The sequence below is a fragment of the Shewanella putrefaciens genome (genome assembly GCF_016406325.1).
GTDB classification, from domain to species: Bacteria; Pseudomonadota; Gammaproteobacteria; order Enterobacterales; family Shewanellaceae; genus Shewanella; species Shewanella putrefaciens.
Window position 1 is genome coordinate 3,750,300 of the sequence record NZ_CP066370.1, and the last position, 19,236, is coordinate 3,769,535.

The 19,236-nt window shown below is 43.5% G+C and carries 18 protein-coding genes; 6 read left to right on the plus strand and 12 right to left on the minus strand.

The window, feature by feature from the left end; all coding sequences use genetic code 11:
* The first annotated feature begins 10 nt into the window (after window positions 1-10).
* A complete protein-coding gene (gene fre, locus JEZ96_RS16700) occupies window positions 11-709 on the plus strand; it encodes an NAD(P)H-flavin reductase (RefSeq protein WP_025008161.1) in 699 nt (232 codons plus the stop codon).
* An 887-nt stretch (window positions 710-1,596) separates the two neighbouring features.
* On the opposite strand, the gene JEZ96_RS16705 is transcribed toward fre, so the two are convergent.
* The 11 genes from JEZ96_RS16705 to sirA form a co-directional block, all read right to left on the minus strand.
* Window positions 1,597-2,565, minus strand: coding sequence for a hypothetical protein (locus tag JEZ96_RS16705; RefSeq protein WP_025008160.1), 969 nt, complete (start codon window positions 2,563-2,565; stop codon window positions 1,597-1,599).
* Between the two features lie 598 nt (window positions 2,566-3,163).
* Window positions 3,164-3,796: a flavin reductase family protein gene (locus JEZ96_RS16710; protein WP_025008159.1), complete on the minus strand. Its 633-nt coding sequence runs from the start codon at window positions 3,794-3,796 to the stop codon at window positions 3,164-3,166.
* Window positions 3,797-3,813: 17 nt separating this feature from the next.
* Complete coding sequence (locus JEZ96_RS16715) at window positions 3,814-5,097, minus strand: winged helix-turn-helix domain-containing protein (protein WP_061783070.1); 1,284 nt, start codon at window positions 5,095-5,097, stop codon at window positions 3,814-3,816.
* Window positions 5,098-5,318: 221 nt separating this feature from the next.
* Entirely contained in the window at window positions 5,319-6,197 is an 879-nt protein-coding gene (locus JEZ96_RS16720; protein ID WP_014611396.1) for an ABC transporter permease, read from the minus strand.
* Window positions 6,194-7,228, minus strand: a complete 1,035-nt coding sequence (locus tag JEZ96_RS16725) for an ABC transporter ATP-binding protein (RefSeq protein ID WP_061783069.1) — start codon at window positions 7,226-7,228, stop codon at window positions 6,194-6,196. The genes JEZ96_RS16720 and JEZ96_RS16725 overlap by 4 nt, the downstream gene beginning before the upstream one ends.
* Window positions 7,225-8,514, minus strand: coding sequence for a nitrous oxide reductase family maturation protein NosD (gene nosD, locus JEZ96_RS16730; RefSeq protein ID WP_025008157.1), 1,290 nt, complete (start codon window positions 8,512-8,514; stop codon window positions 7,225-7,227). Before nosD ends, JEZ96_RS16725 begins: the two co-directional genes overlap by 4 nt.
* Window positions 8,515-8,524: 10 nt before the next feature.
* The gene (locus JEZ96_RS16735) at window positions 8,525-9,016 is read right to left on the minus strand and encodes a nitrous oxide reductase accessory protein NosL (protein ID WP_011787964.1); all 492 of its coding nucleotides are present in this window, start codon (window positions 9,014-9,016) and stop codon (window positions 8,525-8,527) included.
* Between the two features lie 88 nt (window positions 9,017-9,104).
* Window positions 9,105-9,785 carry a tetratricopeptide repeat protein gene (locus JEZ96_RS16740; RefSeq protein WP_082785952.1) on the minus strand — a complete coding sequence of 227 codons (681 nt, stop codon included), beginning with the start codon at window positions 9,783-9,785 and terminating at the stop codon, window positions 9,105-9,107.
* A 34-nt stretch (window positions 9,786-9,819) separates the two neighbouring features.
* The gene (locus JEZ96_RS16745) at window positions 9,820-10,602 is read right to left on the minus strand and encodes an FKBP-type peptidyl-prolyl cis-trans isomerase (protein WP_025008155.1); all 783 of its coding nucleotides are present in this window, start codon (window positions 10,600-10,602) and stop codon (window positions 9,820-9,822) included.
* A gap of 85 nt (window positions 10,603-10,687) precedes the next feature.
* Window positions 10,688-11,128: a rhodanese-like domain-containing protein gene (locus JEZ96_RS16750; protein ID WP_011787961.1), complete on the minus strand. Its 441-nt coding sequence runs from the start codon at window positions 11,126-11,128 to the stop codon at window positions 10,688-10,690.
* 61 nt (window positions 11,129-11,189) lie between these two features.
* Window positions 11,190-13,319, minus strand: coding sequence for a dissimilatory sulfite reductase SirA (gene sirA, locus JEZ96_RS16755; RefSeq protein ID WP_198779886.1), 2,130 nt, complete (start codon window positions 13,317-13,319; stop codon window positions 11,190-11,192).
* Window positions 13,320-13,863: 544 nt separating this feature from the next.
* Here sirA and JEZ96_RS16760 point away from each other — a divergent pair.
* The 5 genes from JEZ96_RS16760 to JEZ96_RS16780 all read left to right on the plus strand — a co-directional run bounded on the left by JEZ96_RS16760 (window position 13,864) and on the right by JEZ96_RS16780 (window position 18,081).
* Window positions 13,864-15,945 carry a heme lyase CcmF/NrfE family subunit gene (locus tag JEZ96_RS16760; RefSeq protein WP_198779822.1) on the plus strand — a complete coding sequence of 694 codons (2,082 nt, stop codon included), beginning with the start codon at window positions 13,864-13,866 and terminating at the stop codon, window positions 15,943-15,945.
* Entirely contained in the window at window positions 15,945-16,364 is a 420-nt protein-coding gene (locus JEZ96_RS16765) for a cytochrome c-type biogenesis protein (protein ID WP_061783484.1), read from the plus strand. The genes JEZ96_RS16760 and JEZ96_RS16765 overlap by 1 nt, the downstream gene beginning before the upstream one ends.
* A gap of 16 nt (window positions 16,365-16,380) precedes the next feature.
* Window positions 16,381-16,965, plus strand: a complete 585-nt coding sequence (locus tag JEZ96_RS16770; protein ID WP_025008153.1) for a TlpA family protein disulfide reductase — start codon at window positions 16,381-16,383, stop codon at window positions 16,963-16,965.
* A gap of 175 nt (window positions 16,966-17,140) precedes the next feature.
* Window positions 17,141-17,719 carry a nucleoside triphosphate pyrophosphohydrolase family protein gene (locus tag JEZ96_RS16775; RefSeq protein ID WP_025008152.1) on the plus strand — a complete coding sequence of 193 codons (579 nt, stop codon included), beginning with the start codon at window positions 17,141-17,143 and terminating at the stop codon, window positions 17,717-17,719.
* 65 nt (window positions 17,720-17,784) lie between these two features.
* Window positions 17,785-18,081: a helix-hairpin-helix domain-containing protein gene (locus JEZ96_RS16780; protein ID WP_025008151.1), complete on the plus strand. Its 297-nt coding sequence runs from the start codon at window positions 17,785-17,787 to the stop codon at window positions 18,079-18,081.
* A gap of 3 nt (window positions 18,082-18,084) precedes the next feature.
* On the opposite strand, the gene JEZ96_RS16785 is transcribed toward JEZ96_RS16780, so the two are convergent.
* Window positions 18,085-19,167, minus strand: a complete 1,083-nt coding sequence (locus tag JEZ96_RS16785) for an AI-2E family transporter (protein WP_025008150.1) — start codon at window positions 19,165-19,167, stop codon at window positions 18,085-18,087.
* Window positions 19,168-19,236: the final 69 nt, after the last annotated feature.

Here is a 19,236-nt window from a genome sequence, read left to right on the forward strand (position 1 = left end):
AGGAAGTTTGATGAAAACCATACGTTGTAAGATAGAGAAAGTAAGCCCATTTAACGATGCCGTTTATCAAGTATTGTTAAAGCCAGAAACCGCCTTCGATTTTCAAGCGGGACAATACTTATGTGTTGTTATGGGTGAAAAAGATAAACGCCCCTTCTCTATCGCATCAGCGCCCAATGCCGAGTTTATTGAATTACATATTGGCGCCGCCGTCAGCGAAAGCTATCCAATGCAAGTGGTTGAGCGTTTAAAAACCAGTAGCCATATCGATATCGAAGCCCCAGGTGGCGAAGCCCACCTACGCCACGAAAGCCTACGCCCTCGCCTATTAATCGCCGGTGGTACTGGGTTTTCTTACATTAAGAGTATCGTCGAGCACCAAATCGCCCTCGGCCAACAGGTTGAAACGATGCTGTATTGGGGTTGTCGCACCCAAGATGCCATGTATTTTGAAACCATCGCCCGCCAGTGGCACGACGCTCACCCTTGGTTGCACTTTATCCCCGTCATCGAAGAAGCCCCAACCAACTGGCAAGGTAAAACTGCCAATCTGTTAGCGCAAATCAAACTAGATTTTGTCAGCTTAAATGGCTACGACATCTATATCGCCGGCCGTTTCGATATGGTCGGTGCGGCACGGGAAATCTTCCGTGAGATGGGCGTAGAAGAAGCGCATCTCTACGGTGATGCGTTCGCGTTTATCAAATAACGCGCTGATTTGTTAGCGTTCGTCTATACAGTTAGCCGTCAGTCTAATACAGCCAGCCACTCATTTAGCGTCATTCCCGCAATGCTGTTAAGCGGGAATCCAGCTTTGAGCTAACTGGCTGTTGCTTAATCATTTAACCAAATAGCTGATTAATTTGACCAACTGATTTAGTATCAAATTAAATCATTAAGCACCGTCATTCCAGTGACACGCCATAAACTCATCCATGAGGGCTCGACGACGGCATCTGCTGCATATGGACGTGCAAATGCCGCGATCACATGGATGTGAATGAGCGGCCCTGCCGCCAACGGTCACTTACATGCCAGTGCTTAATCTCCCTAAACTCCTCAGAAACCTGAAAGTCTTCTTTTCACTGCTATCTTCCTGAAAATTTAACAATGGATGGCTCATTTAAATTTGTCTAATACAGCCACTCATTCAGCGTCATTCCCGCAATGCTGTTAAGCGGGAATCCAGCTTTGAGCTAACTGGCTGTTGCTTAATCATTTAACAGTAAATAAATGATTAACCTAACCAACTGATTTAGCATAAAATTAAGCCATTAAGCACTGTCATTCCAGTGACACGCCATAAACTCATCCATGAGGGCTCGACGACGGCATCCATGCCGTCAACGGTCACTTACATGCCAGTACTTAATCTCCCTAACCTCCTCAGAAACCAGAAAGTCTTCTTCTTACTGCTATCTTCCTGAAAATTTAATAATGGATGGTTTATTAAATTTTTAATGACGCCCCTGTACCTACGGAAGCTAGCCGGTCATAACCGGACTCACGCAATACTATTTAAAACAAATAGTCTAACGCCCCGCGGCAACTTCGCAGGGGATCGGTGTTATCTGTAGTCAATGCACAACTGAGAACTTATGAGATTTCTGTAACATTGCTGCTATCAAAAATAAAGGACGCAAACTGCTTTCTACTTCTATTTAGATCATAGAAAACTCTGCGTATCCCATTGACATCTGTAATTTTTTCGAAAAACATTAATCCAACCAAAGTAAAACTCAATTCATCATGACAATTTGCAATTCGATTAAGTGTTGCCATCAATGAATCTATTTCATCTAATATTTTTAAAAAATCAATGTTCAATATTTCACTGTTTTTTGAAATATAAATCTCTTGCACTACTAACCAGCTTTTTTCAGTGTCATTTATAATTTCATCTGAAAACTTGTAGTTTTCACAACAAAGTCCCAATCCTAAACTATCAAGCATGATTTTCAAATTTAACTCAAAATTTTCTATAAAGTTACTTTTATCTATTAATGTAAACTTTTCAAATTCTCTAAATAAAGAAATATTATAAGCATCAACACATTGGATATTTTTAAAGTAATCTTCTGAAAATACCCCTTTAAAAAAACAATTTATAGTCTGCCTAACGTTAACAAGGTCAGAGACTGGAATAAAATTAACAGGGGAATTTAATGGAAAAGCTGAAGAATACAACTTATTTAAATTATCTAACTTTACAAACTCATTTTTTTTAGTTATGTCACTTAGTTCCTCAAACACCATCCTCCGGTGATGATAATAGTTATTGAACACATTTTGAGCCTCTGAAATTTTTATTTGATGTTGAGTTTCCTCACTTTTATGCAATAATGCTATAAGTGCTAAAAGCGCAACGGTTCCCTTTACCACATCAATCGGAAAATTAAAAATACTAACAAAATTTACAAAGCACTCCTTTGAAACGCATAGGGTACTATTATGTTCTAAAACTTCAGTGATGAGTAATGAAATAAAAGAGATAGAAAAAATAAACACACCGATAAATAAAACTACTCTAAACGGTCCATAAGCAATTAACTTCTTAGTACTCATATATATCTAACAATTAAATAAATTTACTGATTCTAATCATATATATATTCATAATCAATAGCACTACACTCAGTTCTTTGTGTACTTAAAAATAAAGACTGTATATAAGTAAGCTCAAATTTATTAACAATAACCAATAACTTCCGTTGACTTGAAGACAACGCCAGATATCAAGGTATACACCTTCCCCTGCGAAGTTGTCGAAATACGCAGATAAAAATGCCGTGGCGACATCATGGATGATGGCGCAGGCTCGGGGGGACAGGGATGTCCCATCTGAGCCGTTAGGCGATTTTTATTGGAGTATGAGACTACTAATCAATGCATGTAACTTCGCTAGGGTGAGTGCTGCGTAGCAGCGTTTCGAACGAGAGCCAGGGATGGCGAACTGGCAGTTAGACATGGATGTTGTTCGGCAAGGGAGAATCCAAGGAGGATAGGACGAGCAGTCCTCCTTGGTCGACTCTTTATTAAAAATCAGGGGGTGAAGCCCCACGACGTTGATTTAGATTTTGATTTCTAATGCACAAACCTTTACACCAAGATCAAACTCAAACGAAGTTTGAAAACCCAAAGCCCTGCGGCACCTGAGCAGCCCCTACACTTGTGGTCGATGCAAATCGAAACGTAACGCTTCGGAGATCCCATAATAGGCAGATGGGCCACCAGCACGTAAAACGGGCTCGGCGAGTGCAGTTTGATAAATCCCCTCGGCATTGAGTAAATGCTTGGCAATATGCACGGCCACCACTTCACCTAGTACTAACCAAGTATCAATCTTGTCGCCATTAGCGGCAGTTAACTGGATACATTGGGACAACTTACATTCAAAATTCACTGGGCTTTCAGCCACTAAATCGGCCTTAACAATAGTGCCCGCTTTGGCAGTGAGTCCGGCAAAGGCAAATTCGTCTTGACCGCGTGGCAACATGGCAGAAGTTTGATTCATCTGCTCGGCCAAATCTCGTGTGGTGAGGTTCCACACAAACTCCCCTGTCTCGATAATATTAGCGACACTGTCTTTCCAGCCTGTGCTGGCAAAACCGATGATGGGCGGTTTGTAGTTGAAACAATTGAAAAAACTGTAAGGCGCGAGATTGCGCTGTCCTGCTGCACTGCGTGATGAGATCCAACCGATTGGACGGGGAGCAATAATGGCATTTAAAGGATCATGGGGTAATCCATGGCCCTTTTGGGGTTCATAAAAATAGCGAAGGTCAGCGTTTGTCATTCCCTTAATCCTAGTGTTTACAGTTTCACTTGGGTGTACTGAGTCCAAGCCAACACTTGTCCCATTTGAGGGACTATCCATACAGCGGTGTGCTCATTTTGATAAACGCGGTAGTAAAATAAATCTTCATCGCGGATATCATGTTTACGGATCTCACGGTAAAAGTGCATGGCAGAAGGGCTCACTTCATCCGGTTTTGTCAGTTCTTTTTGCAGCACTTTAACATGAAACACATCGACCTTTAACTCATCTATAGTGGTTTGATATTGCTCAAACTCCCCCCGAATGGTGTATTTAATTGGCGTGGTTAAACAGTCTTGATCTGTGATGCAGGAGGTGGAGTAAAATTTGCCTTTTTTCTCCCCGTCATAGACGAGCGACATGCTGAGATCGGTACGAACCAGTAACTCTCCCGCGACAGGGAAATAGATATCGGCATGATAATTATGCTCAAGTAATTCGCCAGAACTCTTATCATCAATGGGAAGCACAATGCGGTTATAACGAATGCGTTGCTCCATCTTTTTACTGAGCGGAATAAACTCCGCCATATTCAATCCTGCGGGTTTTGCATCTATCGCCGTAATATTGATGATGCCATTGCCATTACAGGCTTTGGCATCCAGCTCTGGGCAAATGGCCATCGAATAGTTTTTACCATCGGTTGAAGCAAATGCACTGAAATAGTTAAGGTTATTGATATGGTTGCCTTCTGGCGCCAAATGTTTTTGCCACCACGAAGGATGTAAATGTTCCTCACCGCTGATATAAAGCATGTGGGCTGTGCCCAATGTGCCGCCAATATTTAAACTAATGTACTTATCGGCATGCCATTTCGCGATACGTTTCACTACAGCGTGGTGATCGCTCACATACCAGATCCCCCCTAAAATCACGCACAGTAGCAAAATGCCTGCAACTTTTGTCCAAATGGATACTCCGACTATGGCATCGCGAATCGCATCGGCATCGTTAATAGCCAACATTTTTACATGGGATTGTTCAGACACATGTAACTGATACCCACGGCGTGCCACGGTTTTAAGTTGCACTTCGGTATAGGGTTCAAGTTTTTTACGTAAGGTACTAATACATTGCGTTAAAGAGGTAGGAGCAACCACCCTTTCAGGCCAGCCTACCTGTAGCAATTCTTCCTTAGTAAAAATGGCCTTCGTGGAGGATAACAGCAGAACTAATACCGCCGTTTCAGAGAACGTCAGACTGATGGTTGCGCCATTCACATGATCGACTAATTCCTTAGCCTGTTCATCTAACATTAAATATGATGTGATTTTATGCATGTTAAACGCCTGAAAGATCAGCCAATACTGATAAAGTTTGATTACATTAGCAACATGCAATCATCATGTGACATTGTTTCTTTCCAAGAAAACGATGATATGCAATCACCAAATCAAGATGGTTTATTTTACCTTTTAACAACATATAAGAGTGTGACTCTATACTCAGTTTAGTCATTGTTTAATAAGTACAAATGTAAACTAATAGAGATATCGCTAAATTAAATGTCTTGATGGTTAAATATCCAAAAACACCCAAGCAGTAATAGGCCAATCCAACACATTAATGAGCCATACATTAACGGTAACCCTATTCCAGTTTGTGCGATTAATGCGAGACTACTTTTAGCGGCTAAGGTCTCTGATTGACCTGCAAGTAAATTTAAAGCACGGAATAAATCGCTCGGGTTTAGTAGGATTAACACATTGAATAAAGTGCGATTGAGTGTATCAGCCAATCCCACTAATGCTGTCAACAACACTAAGTCATATATCAGCACTAGCGCAAACCATAACACTAGCAATATGCCTAGGGCTTTGGCCTTTTCCCTTACCATTAAGCTTATCCAGTAACCGAGTAATACAAACACCAGTGATAACAAAATTCCACTACTTATCAAATGGATAAATCCAATAAGTATCGATAATCTAATGTGTACCTCGCTAAGCATCCCCAAGATAAACCCTGTAATCCCAAACCCCAAAATACAGGCAACGGCTAATACACTGGCATGGCCTAACAATTTGCCACACACAATATGCCAACGGGCTAGCGGATAAGTGAGCAGTAACAGCAAAGTACCGGATTCCTTTTCCCCAACAAAACTGTCGTAGCTCAATAGAATCGCGCCCAAGGGAAGCATAAATACCGATAAGGTCACAAGTCCCGACAGGATCTGGGCAGGCTCGAAGATCACTAAGCTACCGGATATCGAACTCCCCATAAAACCGACACTCAAGGAGAGCAGTAACAATATTCCCGTCATCATCCATAACCAGCGGTTACGCAGATTATCCTTAAACTCTTTTGCGGCAATAGTGACAATAAGGCTCATGGCACTTAAATGGACATTCTCCTGCAAAACACACGCTTGTTTCATGCCACGCACTCCCGTTTGGTCCGCTGCATTAGTGCTTTTGTGGGATTGGTTCTCAGTGAAATATCTGCCGATAAAGTGTGGGATGACGGAGCATCAACCTTATCCATATAGTAATGAAAAATATCCTGCAAACTGGGTGGTTCGACTGAAAGCGTATCTAACTTCAGTGTTTGTAATAAATGCGTTAATACCACAGACTTTTGTACCACAGGAACGCTTAACCTTATTCCTTGGGGTGTTGAAGTCGATATGAAAGGGGTTAATACGGGATCGACTAACACTTGCTGCCTTTGTGCATTAGAGATGGCATGCAAGGTCATACATGCGGGTAGTGCTGTCGCCTCGCGTAGGGAGGTTAAATGACCCGAGGCGAGCATATGTCCTTGACCTAAGATCAAGGCGCGATCCATGTTTTCCTGTACTAAACCTAGCTCATGGGTACTGATAATAATCGCACAGCCCTGCAACTTTAATTGCGCTATTTTTTGATAAAGAAACGCCGATGCCAGAGGATCTAAGCCCACTGTCGGTTCATCTAACAGCAATACTTTAGGCTCAGCCAATATCGCCTGTGCGAGCCCAAGACGTTGCCGCATCCCCTTGGAAAAAGTACTCAAACGCTTATCTTTAGCGGTCTCTAAACCAAATTCAGCAAGTAATTCATGTACTCTATGCAAGGCAACGCCCTTAAGCTTAGCGAAATATCGCAGTAGCTCATTGGCGGTCATATTGTCATAAAAGCTGACATTTTCAGGTAAATAACCTATTGATAAACGCTGCCTTAGATTCATCGACCTCATATCTTGCCCTTGCACTTGGATCTGCCCCTTTGACGGGGTCACTAACCCTAAAATCAATTTCAATAGCGTAGATTTACCCGCGCCATTGTGGCCAAGAAGCGCAATCATTTGCCCCGCTAACACATCAAAACTCACCTCATCTAGCGCCTTAAACTTGCCATAGCTTTTACTGACATTTATCGCTTTAACAACATTTGCATTCGACGAGCAGGTCAAAGTCTGATAATTCATCGCGAACCTCCATCAATCAGTGAGACAGTACTTGACCGCATAAGGGGAAAACTATCACTTATACCACTCGTCATTTGGGGCTGAAATTGACGTTCCACCCAACGCAGTAGTAAAACAACGGGGCTTTCCATCAACAGTTTGGCTTCAGGATAAAGCCAAAACAGTTTGTCTAAACTGTCATTCGGCCTATGGGCAATATCCCCTAATCCATCGCCATTCAGATCCCAGCCCTGATATTCGGACCAGTAATTCCCCTGCCCTTGATAACTCCATTCAAGTTGGCTTTCACCGACATATTTGACTTGGGTTTGGTTAGCTATAATACGATTGTGCCAAAGGCGATTTTCCTCTCCGCCCATGGCCATACTGATCCCGGTATCGCTGTAGCTAAACTCGTTATCTTGAATACGGTTATTTTGAGCGGCGTAAATAAAAATACCTTTCCCTTCATTACCAAGCTCCACAGTACCCTTAGGGTTATGGATTTGACTGGCAATATTGGCTTGTACATGGGATGCCTCAGTAATGTTGAGCAAAATACCAAAGTCCCGCGCCTGGGTAACACGGTTGTGGTGCAGGTAAATATGGGTTGAATTCATTAGGGCATAACCGCCATCGACGGCAATCGCTTGGTTTTGCCACGCTTCGTCGGCTTGGGTATACATGTAGTGAATGCCATATTGCAGCTTAGTGAATTGATTTTCATAAATGCGACTTTGGGTAACAGACTCTAAATACACACCATCACGGACAAAAATCAGCTGATTTCGGTCAATTTGTGGCGAATTAACATGCTTAAGATAAATACCATCTCCCCGATCAAGCACATAAATAGCACCGTTGCCACTAATGCTATTGTCCGTGATGGTGGGCGAGTTTAGCTGTTCGCCATAAATGCCAAAACCATCACCCACCAAGCGATTCCCCTTAATCAGCACATTATCCGCCCCTTGTTTTAGTAAAATAGCGGCATCACGGTAATACAGATCCCGTCCCCAATGGCGGATATTTAGCCCCTCAATACTCACCTGAGGCGCCTCAATAATCAGCGCACTCCCTTGGCGCAGTGCATCTAATGTCGCGCCCATTTCCCCCTTTAGCGAAATGGATTGCGTCACCTTAAAGGAGCCTTCATACACCCCAGTGGCTAACACTAAGGTGTCACCTGCTTGAGCGTTGCTCAGGGCAAGGGTGAGTGAATCTGTATCTGTTACCCGAAGAAGTGCTGCCCAACTAGCAAAAGAGGCAAAACACAGCAGCCCAATCAGCAATAGACGCAGCTTCATCATCACAGCCTTATTTATCACCCGCGAGCAGTTCTAAGGTGATGTCATCAAAACTCAGTACGCGACCACCATATTCCTTGGCAAAGGCTTCGGCAGCAGCGCGAGTGCTAAAAGGTGCCACAGCTGGTCCCATCACGGCTTTCTTAGTCGTACCGTAAACATAGAAGGCATTTTTAGCATCGATAAAGGCGCCATCATCTGGCTGATCCCAATCGGTCTTGCCCGCGTCATGCACCATCATGTAGTCAATTTGGCGTTTGTTCTCACTCTGCAATGCAAAGTTGAACATATCGCGAACCGAACAAAACTTAGGTACTGTCTTCTCAGCCTTGAGGTGCACTTGCCCTTTAGGCCCAGGATATTTAGTGATCACCATGCCACATAAATGACAACGGTCATGCTCGTGGATCATCTCGGCTTTATGAACATGGTCTGTGGCCTCGCTTTTATTACAGCCAAATAGCAAAGGCACTAACAGCAACAATGCATAGTATTTCTTCATCCTATTTATCCTTTTATTAAAATATCAACACCTCGCCAGATGCCTTGCAGGGACAGATCGTTACGGCGAGGGTTGATAGAAACGGGTTTCATCTTTCATTCATTTTGCTTTGTGCTTTTGCAATCGCATTATTGATTGCTTCACGGTTAATACTGTCCCCATTGTGTTTGAGCAAAAGCTGCCAATGGTCAATGGCCTCTTGGTTACGAGCATGTAAGTAAGCATCTGCCGCGAGTAACATATGGGTTTGAGGCTCAAAGGGAGAGAGTGCTAATGCTTTGGCAATCACCTCTTGGGTTTCAGGTGTCATTTGCCGAAGCTCGCGGTAATAAAGCGCGTTAGCTTTTGCCCCTAACACTTCGGCATCTTCTCCCCCTATTTCAAGTAATTTATCCAAGGTCAGCACTGCATCTGAGTACAAACCACCCGCACTGTATGCCTGAGCTAATGCCATAAGTGCCAAGGTATTTTGTGGCTCACTCTGAGCCCAACGACTGGCTTTGGTGATTTCGGCCGCCACTAAATAGTCAATATTTTCATCAATCCGACCTTGATCCCAATCCCTAAAACGGCCTGTTTGACTGTAGATAGCAAGGGTAAGCAGCACTAGGACGACTCCCATCGCAAAGGGTACTTTGCTCGACATATTTGGCAACTGTGCTATCCCGATTACTAGGTTTAGACGCATGTGCTGCCAGTAAATGTAAGCAACAAACACCAGTAAACTGATGCCAATGCCTAGTCCTAAGCTCACCATTCCAGTCTCCATTTCACTCTCCAAACAACTCGTTTTAGGAGTCTGATTAACCGTGTGCAGGCATCATCTTTTTATTTTTCATTTCTTTCATTTCGCTGGGTTTCTCAATATTTTTCAGTTCAATTTCAAAAATAAGTGCAGACTCAGGCGGGATAATACCTACAGCTTCAGCGCCATAGGCAAGGCTTGCGGGTACCACAAAACGGTATTTAGATCCCACAGGCATCAGCTTTAACCCCTCTTCCCAACCGGGGATCACTGACATTAATGCAAAGCGAGTAGGCTCTTTACGTCCAACCGTATTTTCAAACTCAGTTCCATCGATAAGGGTGCCAACATATTCCACTGTGACCACATCTTCTGGATTGGGTTTATGACCTTTACCTTGGGTTAAGACTTCGTACTGAAGCCCCGATGCTGTAACTTTAACGCCTGACTTTTTTTGATTTTCAGCAAGATATGCCGCACTTGCCTTTTGGGTTTCTGCCATTTGTTTTTCAGCAACGACGGCTCTTGCTGCATTGAGTTGTTCTGCTCTTTGGTTCAGGTAGGTCAGCACTTCTTCGTCGGTTAATTGCTGTTTATCTTTAAGCGCATCCACAAAACCTTGCACGACTAAGTCGACATTGACCTCTGAGCCCAATTCAACTTGGTTGTAGACTTGGCCTGAAATGTAATTACCAATAGAAGCACCAATGCTGTAGGAGGTTTTATCTGCATCGGTTTTCAGACCTGTGCCTGCAAAACTGGCTACCGAAACAAATAATGCGGCACAGGTCGTCACTGTGATGCTTTTGGGGATAAAAGAAGTTGGTATACGTGTTTTCATATTATGTTCTCTACAATGTTAACCCTGTGGGTTTCGCCTTTTGGCCCTGCAAACCAAACCGATAAAACATCGGCCTTGTGTGTTACTAAGGTTTTTCTGTTACTCGCCCAGACATACGCCAGCCATAAATACCATCGGCCATATGACGCACACCGGTGTAACCTAGCTTCATGGTTTCTCTCGCCGCCATATTGCTGGTGGTGCAAAGGCGGTTAGCGCAGTAAAACACCATGACCGCATCTTTATTCTTTGGAAGTAACTCTCTCCAATTCTGAACATTGAAAAAAACCGCTCCGGGGATAAAACCTTCTGCCCATATCTCCAGCGTATTTACGTCGAAAAAATAAACACCTTGCTTGCCAACCAAGGTCTCCGCTTCCATCATCGAAATAGGATTTAATTGGATTTCGTTATAGGGCACTTCAGACATTTCAGAACCTCCACCAGCTATCACTGGCAGGGCTATCACGCCTAAGGCCAACACCATCAATGTTCGGCTTACACTTTGACGAATCACGTTATGCATAATTAGGCTCTCATATTCCCGACACCCTAAGGTGTCGGGGATAACTAGGACTCAAGTTAAATTATATTTTCTTCGCACTCAGCGCCTTACCATCAATAATGGCTTGGGCTTGGGTCACATAGGTCAAGGCGGCATCTAAGCGTTTTTGTGAGTAACGCGCACCATGAACACCCCATGAACCATCGGCTTTAATCAGCTTGAGGACATCTTGAGCTTTATCGGTTAACAACAGCACTTGCGTCTTATCTTCTACCGATAACTTGGCCATATTGGGCGACTTATCGATGCTAATAAGGGCTTTTTCTACTTTGGCATAGGCTTCTTTCACAGGTTTTTGCCACTTCTGAACTCTGCCGTAGATTTCCTGTTGATCTTTAAAGTGCAGACCCTCACCTAACTTAGATTGGAATTGGCTATGGCAACCTTTGTTATCCACCACATCGTGATCAGAAGCGGATGTGCGAGCACAAGTCCACATGAGATCGAGGTAGTTATGGCCATTTTCGTCCTTCGCTACAGTCCAGCCTTTTGTGGATGAGTCGCGAGACTTACCTTCAGGTGGATTAAGGGTTTTACGTAGCGGATCAACATCAATTTTCCACATATGTGATTTACGGACGTTGTCAAAGCCTGCGACATCAGGGAACTGGATCGCCGTGAAGTTTTCACAACTACCCATGTTTGGCATATGGCAGCTTTGGCAGGTTTGTTTGCTGTGAGTCTTGGTATTACTCGCAATTTCGGCCTGTGCCGTATGGCAATCGGTACATTCTTTGATGATTTTGGGTTTGGTAATACCGGATTTCCAATCTCCATCCGTCACTTCGTGTGGGTCGTGACAGGTAGAACAACGCATGCCTTTATCGTAGTGAGATGAGGCAAACATTTGCGAACCTTCTGTACCACAGGATGGGCAAGAAGATTTCATCTTCACGTTAAAGGCATATTCCAGTTTATCTTTACCCTGCGGCGTTTCGGCTAACTCTTCAACAAAGTTGAAACGCTGGTGACAACGCTCACAGTTAGACGGCATACCACCACCGATACCACCATCTAAATGACCACCTGCACCATGACACTCTTCACAGGTAATACCTTTAGAAATAGTATGTTTTTGTAATTCTTTAGGATTACCTAAAGCTGCAAAAAACTCATCCTTCGTTTTAAAGTCAAACTTAAAGGAGTGGCACATTTCACAATAGGAACTGGCAGGCTGGAATAAGAATTCCTTCTCATATTTAGCGCCATAGGAGCTCATACCCCATTGGTGTGAACCACTTCCGCCAAAATCTTCCATTTTAGTTGGAAAGTCAGGAATAACTTTCTGGATTTTCTTTGCCATTTCAGGTGTTAACCATTCAGCCCAACCACGGGAGAATTGGTTACCACCAGCGACCATAGTACCAGTGCCATCTTTAAGCAGACCGTCCTTCACATGGTACGTTCCGCGGACTAAGTAACCGTCGATAAAGCCATATTTTGTTCTTGGCGTACCTACAGTGGCATAAATCACATCTGGAGTAATACCGTCTGGCAGGATAGAGGTATCCTTAGTGCCATACATGGTTTTATCTAGATTGTTTTCAACCTCTGGATGCTCCCCAGGGAAACGAATCGTTTTTGAATGGCGTGAACGTCTCCATTTCTCATACTGTGGACCATGACACTCACCACATTTTTCAGGGCCAACAAACTTGTTGGGAAAATCTAAAATCGATTTTGCGCCTAAACGGTATTGTAGGGCCTTGGGACGTTGACCATCGTTATAGGAACTGTAACGCACCGCAGTGCCATCCGTTGAATTCACTTCTTTACTGTGTTTGCTGTAAGCAATACTGTCACCACCGTGTAAATATTCTTCACCACGATCACTGACTTTATAAGTGCCCTTTAATCGCCCTTCTGCGTCATATTTAAAAACGGGGTGATTTTCAAATAAAAAATCAAACAACTCTTTTTCTTGAACAATATAATCCTGTAGTGTTTTAACACCACGAGATTGTTCCATTAAATTTTCAGCTAAATTGGGGTTAGCCAAAATATCTTGAGTATAGTGGGATTGCTGTTTATTACCCACTCCAGGAACCACCTTATTATCCGATTTAGCATCGGCAGCGATTGAGATGGTACTTATGGCAGAACCTAAACCAAATAGCACACTGAGTGCCACCTTGGATTTCCATCGTTTCATCATTCACTCCTAATTATCATTAGTTTTATATTTTCCACTGAACCTAACTGCTCACTGAACGACATAAACAATTGACCAGTGATGGCATAATGGAGACAAAAAACCATGAAAAATCAGAGCTAGAGCACATTAAATACCCGCTGATAAATAAAGAGAAGTGAAAGCGGCAAAAACATATAAAATACAAACACATAAACACAATCAACCACTTATTTTTTAGAAGTAAAAAAGCCTGTTTTAGTTATAAAAAAAACTAAAAATAGATTTTATTTTTCAAAAATAATTAAGGATGGGATGGAGTGAATTAATAACGAATAAGATCACATTATCAAATGAAAAATTCGACTAATCTCAAAATGGACAGTGATGCAAATCAGTCGTTAAATGATGTTTTAACAATGTGTTCAACCAAGACTGATATGAAATTTAAATATTAAATAAAACTTATTAAGGCAATAAAGTTAAAAACTTAAAATCACATGAACAAAGTAACTATCAACACTCTTTTATTTTACCGCGTTATCATTATTCTAAGGAATAATAAATGACAACTATGGTTCCAGAGATTGGGCATATATTATTGATCATCAGTAGCGTATTGGCATTATTTTCTGCAATACTGCCACTAATGGGGATTAAGCAGCATAATGCCTATCTGGTTGGGTTAAGTCCGGTACTCTTTAGAACCATATTTGCCTCAGTCTTTCTGTCACTTCTTTGCTTAATTTATTGTTTTGTCACTGATGACTTTTCTGTTGCTTATGTTGCAAACCACTCGAATAGCCAATTGGCATTGGGCTATAAAGTGGCCGCCGTTTGGGGCAGCCATGAAGGGTCAATGCTCTTCTGGATATTTGCGATTGCTCTTTGGGGCGCAATCATCAGTTATCGCGTGAAGATAGCGGATTGCACTCAGGATAAGGCCACCGATAGCTACCAAGACACCCTGTATTTTGCGAGACTGTTGGCTATTCTGGCGTTAGTGATCCTTGGTTTTAACCTATTTTTACTCTTTACCTCTAATCCCTTTGCCCGTTTATTACCTAACATTCCAATTGAAGGGCGAGATCTTAACCCCATTTTGCAAGACATAGGCCTCATATTACACCCCCCCATGCTCTTTCTTGGCTATGTAGGCCTTACGGTTTGCTTTGCCGCAGCGTTAGCATCACTGCTCGGTGGTGGCTTTAATACTCGCCAAATTAACTATTTACGACCTTGGGTATTATTAGCGTGGGTGTTTCTCACAGGCGGCAATGCCTTTGGATCTTGGTGGGCCTATAACGAACTGGGTTGGGGTGGTTGGTGGTTTTGGGATCCTGTCGAAAATGCCTCCTTTATTCCTTGGCTTGTGGCAACAGCATTAGTGCATTCCCTCATTCTCACTCAACGTACTCATGGCTTTAAACTGACGACTTTACTGCTGTGCTTATTGGCATTTTCACTCAGTTTACTCGGCAGCTTTTTGGTGCGCTCCGGCATAGTGCAATCGGTACATGCCTTTGCCGCCGATCCTACCCGTGGCATGTCAATCCTCTGCTTATTAGTGATTTTTGTTGGTGCAGGGTTACTGATTTTTGCGCTCAAAGCGCATCATTTAAAACAGGATGTGACTTTCGCGCTTTTTAGTAAGGAAACGCTGTTACTGCTCGGGATCGTTATCTTAGTCGTTGCCGCGTTTTCCGTGTTACTCGGCACATTTTACCCTTTGATCTATGAGCTACTGGATTTAGGCACACTTTCAGTGGGCGCCCCATATTTCAACGCTATATTTGTCCCCCTCACTTTCTTGCTTGTCCTGTTAATGGGCATTGCGCCCTTAGTGCAATGGCAAAAAGTGCAATGGCAAAATGCCTCAAAGACTCGTATTACTTCCCTGCTCATTCCTAGCCTAATGATATTAGCCGTCGCAGGCTGGGTAAGCTTACAAGCCGCCTCGGGCAGTAGCTTATTTTTACTCCTTGGCACTGCCGCAGCACTTTGGTTGCTGGTGTGTTTATTGCTCACGATATTGGTAGCCTCGGGATTGGGTAGACGAGTATATGCCTGTCAATCCGCCCCCAACGACTCACCCGTTAAGTCATCAAAACAAGGGTTTGTCGCCATGCTATTCGCCCACTTTGGGGTAGCGATCACTATTATAGGAGCAACATCCGTCTCCTTTTTTGAGCAGGAAGCCCTGCTACGAATGGGGCCAGGTCAAGGTAAGCCTTTAGCGGGTTATGTCTTAGTTTATGAAAGCACAGAGAATGTTGAAACCAACAGCTTTACCGCCATTCAAGCCAATATCAGTATCCGTGATGCAGCGAATGATGAACGGGTTTTAGGCTATATCACACCACAACGACAAACCTTTAAAAGCAACGGGATGGAAATGTCCCACGCGGGTATCGACCACGGTTTATGGCGGGATATTTATGTGTCCATGGGGCTGCAATTAAGTGATAACGAATACCTTATCCGTATCAGCTACAAACCCCTCGCGAGTTGGATCTGGCTTGGCGCCCTATTAATGATGCTCGGCGGGGCGATTGCCGCTTGGCCTACTCGTCGTTTCAGCTCTCAAGCTGATTTAACAACCTTATTTAGCCTATCCCATCACAAACCAAAGGAGACGCTTGCCTAATGAATCCAATATTGCGCTTTTTAGTCTTACTGCTCCCTATCACCCTATTTGGGATAGGAACCACATCCTTATCCATGGCGCAAGCACAGCCCATATCTGGCCTTTCCCACCAACAACAGGCAATGGATATCAGTAAAGTGCTACGTTGCCCTATGGCGACGAATCAAAGCCTATTTGAATCACAGGCACCTATCGCCCATGAACTCAAAGCACAAATATTCTCGATGCTAGAACAGGGGCAAAGCCAAGATGAGATTATCGATTTTATGGTGCAGCGCTATGGTGAAAAAATCCGTTATCAACCTGAGTTTAAGGCATCCACGTCCGCACTTTGGCTTGGGCCACTGCTGTTATTAGTGCTTGGTGTTGGGCTTTGTTTTGGTTTGATAACCCGAAAAAAAACACAATCGTCTATTTGAAATAAAGGATAACCAAATGAAATTACGCTATTTTCCCTTTGTTCTACTGGCGTGTTTTGGCCTATTTTCTAATAGCAGCCCAGCACACTCATTAGACAATAAACTCTACAGCACGGGCGAGCCCCTTCCTAAACCTCGAGTTATGACGGGCTTTGTAGAGATGCAGCACGCACGCGGCGTACCAGAAGTCCACTTTATTGATGAATCAGGGCAAACTCAAACCCTAAAACAGCACCAAGGAAAATTGGTTTTGGTCAACCTTTGGGCAACCTGGTGTACCCCCTGTTTACGGGAAATTCCAGAACTCCAAAAACTGAAGCAACAATATCAAGGGAAAAATATCGCCATCATCCCTATCTCTATCGATGAAGAACCTAAAGATGTACGCCCTTTTCTTAACCAATATGGCTTTAGCGGCTATGCCACTTGGCTTGACCCAAAGCAAAATGTAGAGCAAATCATCCCAGCGAATGTCGTCCCAGCGAGTTATATTTTTGATGCTAAAGGTAATCTTGTGGGTTTTGTACGGGGTTATTTAGATTGGAGTGATAAAGATGTTGGCCCTTATCTTGATCAACTGATTGCAAAATACGGCCAATAATCACCAAGTAACACAGGCTCACAATATATTTCTCCATTCGGTCATCCGCCAATATTTGCCGAAACCCGCTGCTACCCATTTGGCTGCGGGTATTTTTATATTCGCCCCATCTTTGTATTCTGCGGTGCGTTTCTTTAAAATTGTCGCCAAACTTTTTTATATCAAGGCACATCAGATGAAACTCACCCGCTTAACTCAACCTATTTATGACCACTTATATCGTGATATCAGTGAGTTTCGTCGCACCTTCGATTTACCCGTTAATGATGTTCATTCCTTAGATGACAAGGCTGACACCCTACATACTTCACTGATTATTGAGGAGTTAACTGAGCTTGCCGAAGCCGATAGCCGTATCGAACAGGCCGATGCCATAGTCGATTCTGTATATGTGTTAATGGGACGTTTAGTGCATTTGGGCGCGCAAGCAATGACGGACAGACTCGAAATCAGTTACCTGATTGACTTGTTGCTTTGCGTGGCTCATAACCGTGAAATCGACTTTATCGCCTGCTGGGATGAAGTGCATTCGAGCAATATGAGTAAAGTGTGCCGTAACGAGCAAGAACTGGCTGAGACTATTGCCTTTTATGCCAAACAAGGTGTTGAAATTGTCGGTAGTCAGCAAGGTGATTTTATCATCGCCAAATGCGCTAAAGATGTGGAAATGGCAGGTAAAGTCGTTCGCCAAGGCAAGGTACTAAAATCGGTTTACTATCGCCCAGCAGATTTAACAACACTGGTTAAAGCCTAAACGCTTTCGAGTCGACTCTACGGCAGCGCAGGCTTTTCAATGATATTTATCACGGGGAAATTCGTATGAATCCAGCGAAAGTGGTGCGTGCCGAGGTTAAGCAATTAACGGATTTACCCAATATTGGTAAAGCCTGCGCTGCGGATCTGCGTCTACTCGGCATAGAGACGCCAGTGCAATTGCTTGGGAGAAATCCCTACGAAATGTACCGCACACTCAACACATTAACAGGGGTAAAACAGGATCCTTGTATGCTCGATGTGTTTATCTCCATCACCCGTTTTATGGCGGGTGATGATCCTAAGCCTTGGTGGTTTTACACCGATGAACGCAAAAATACCTTAGGACAGACTAAGCCTTAACTTTTAGCTTCCAGCCTGTGTATCTATTTGTATAACTTCAGGTTCTTCCCTTAGCCATTCCCGCCAAATGGCTACCAGCAAGGCCATCAGTACTGGACCGACAAATAAACCAACAAACCCCATGGTTTTCACCCCGCCGATCAGACCGAAAAAAGTCGGTAAGAAAGGTAATTTAATCGGCCCACCAACAAGATTTGGCCTTAGGGTTTTATCGACAATAAACAGCTCTATACTGCCCCAAAGGAATAAACCGACTCCGGCGGTCATATCACCAGTGCCGACAAGATAGAGTGAAATCAAGGTAAACATAGTGGGCGCACCGCCGGGGATAAGCGCCATAAATGCGGTTAACACCCCAAAAGCCACAGCCGAAGGTACACCCGCAATCCAATAGGCAATGCCGAGCACTATGCCCTCACCAATGGCAATAAGCGTCATACCTATCACGGTAGAACTAACCGTTGCAGGCACCACGCGGGAAAAACTGTGCCAACGGGCAGGCAAAACACGTTCACCCACAATATCGAGCTGTTTCGCAATATGTTCGCCATCTTTATATAAGAAAAACAAAGTGATCAGCATAAAAAGTAAGGTCAGTAACAGCCCTAAGGTGTTCCAGCCCAATTGCAGTACCCAACGGGAAATACCACTTAAATTTTGACCACTGATGGCACTGATTATTTTACCCAACTCGTGGGGTTCACCGATAAACTCGTGCCATTGCAGGGTGAGCCACTCTCCTATCAAAGGTAATTCTTTGATCCAGACAGGCACAGCAGCACCATGCTGATTCGTGTGGACGAGCCACTCAACCCAGCCCCTAATTTCATGTAAAGCATAGGAAAAAACGAACGCAAGCGGGATAACCAACCCTAATACAATGAGCACCAAAGCAATCGTCGCCGCCAACGCTGAACGACCACGGCATTTTGCCAATAGTTTTTGATAAAGCGGCCAACTCGAAAAACACACAATCAGGGCAGCTAAGGCGGGGACTAAAAAGTCGATAAAAAAGAATACACCGGCACATAAGAGTAAAATTAACAGAGTTCGACCAATTGCGGCATTACTGAAAATCGGCGTCATAACTAAACTGTATCCTTTACTTCAAAGCATTAACTCATAGGTTTGATATTCTATTTCTAGAAAGCAGAT

Coding starts and splice junctions, on each gene's coding strand:
- fre (WP_025008161.1), top strand. CDS start 11: ATGAAAACCATACGTTGTAAGATAGAGAAAGTAAGCCCATTTAACGAT.
- JEZ96_RS16705 (WP_025008160.1), bottom strand. CDS start 2,565: ATGAGTACTAAGAAGTTAATTGCTTATGGACCGTTTAGAGTAGTTTTA.
- JEZ96_RS16710 (WP_025008159.1), bottom strand. CDS start 3,796: ATGACAAACGCTGACCTTCGCTATTTTTATGAACCCCAAAAGGGCCAT.
- JEZ96_RS16715 (WP_061783070.1), bottom strand. CDS start 5,097: ATGCATAAAATCACATCATATTTAATGTTAGATGAACAGGCTAAGGAA.
- JEZ96_RS16720 (WP_014611396.1), bottom strand. CDS start 6,197: ATGAAACAAGCGTGTGTTTTGCAGGAGAATGTCCATTTAAGTGCCATG.
- JEZ96_RS16725 (WP_061783069.1), bottom strand. CDS start 7,228: ATGAATTATCAGACTTTGACCTGCTCGTCGAATGCAAATGTTGTTAAA.
- nosD (WP_025008157.1), bottom strand. CDS start 8,514: ATGAAGCTGCGTCTATTGCTGATTGGGCTGCTGTGTTTTGCCTCTTTT.
- JEZ96_RS16735 (WP_011787964.1), bottom strand. CDS start 9,016: ATGAAGAAATACTATGCATTGTTGCTGTTAGTGCCTTTGCTATTTGGC.
- JEZ96_RS16740 (WP_082785952.1), bottom strand. CDS start 9,785: ATGGAGACTGGAATGGTGAGCTTAGGACTAGGCATTGGCATCAGTTTA.
- JEZ96_RS16745 (WP_025008155.1), bottom strand. CDS start 10,602: ATGAAAACACGTATACCAACTTCTTTTATCCCCAAAAGCATCACAGTG.
- JEZ96_RS16750 (WP_011787961.1), bottom strand. CDS start 11,128: ATGCATAACGTGATTCGTCAAAGTGTAAGCCGAACATTGATGGTGTTG.
- sirA (WP_198779886.1), bottom strand. CDS start 13,319: ATGAAACGATGGAAATCCAAGGTGGCACTCAGTGTGCTATTTGGTTTA.
- JEZ96_RS16760 (WP_198779822.1), top strand. CDS start 13,864: ATGACAACTATGGTTCCAGAGATTGGGCATATATTATTGATCATCAGT.
- JEZ96_RS16765 (WP_061783484.1), top strand. CDS start 15,945: ATGAATCCAATATTGCGCTTTTTAGTCTTACTGCTCCCTATCACCCTA.
- JEZ96_RS16770 (WP_025008153.1), top strand. CDS start 16,381: ATGAAATTACGCTATTTTCCCTTTGTTCTACTGGCGTGTTTTGGCCTA.
- JEZ96_RS16775 (WP_025008152.1), top strand. CDS start 17,141: ATGAAACTCACCCGCTTAACTCAACCTATTTATGACCACTTATATCGT.
- JEZ96_RS16780 (WP_025008151.1), top strand. CDS start 17,785: ATGAATCCAGCGAAAGTGGTGCGTGCCGAGGTTAAGCAATTAACGGAT.
- JEZ96_RS16785 (WP_025008150.1), bottom strand. CDS start 19,167: ATGACGCCGATTTTCAGTAATGCCGCAATTGGTCGAACTCTGTTAATT.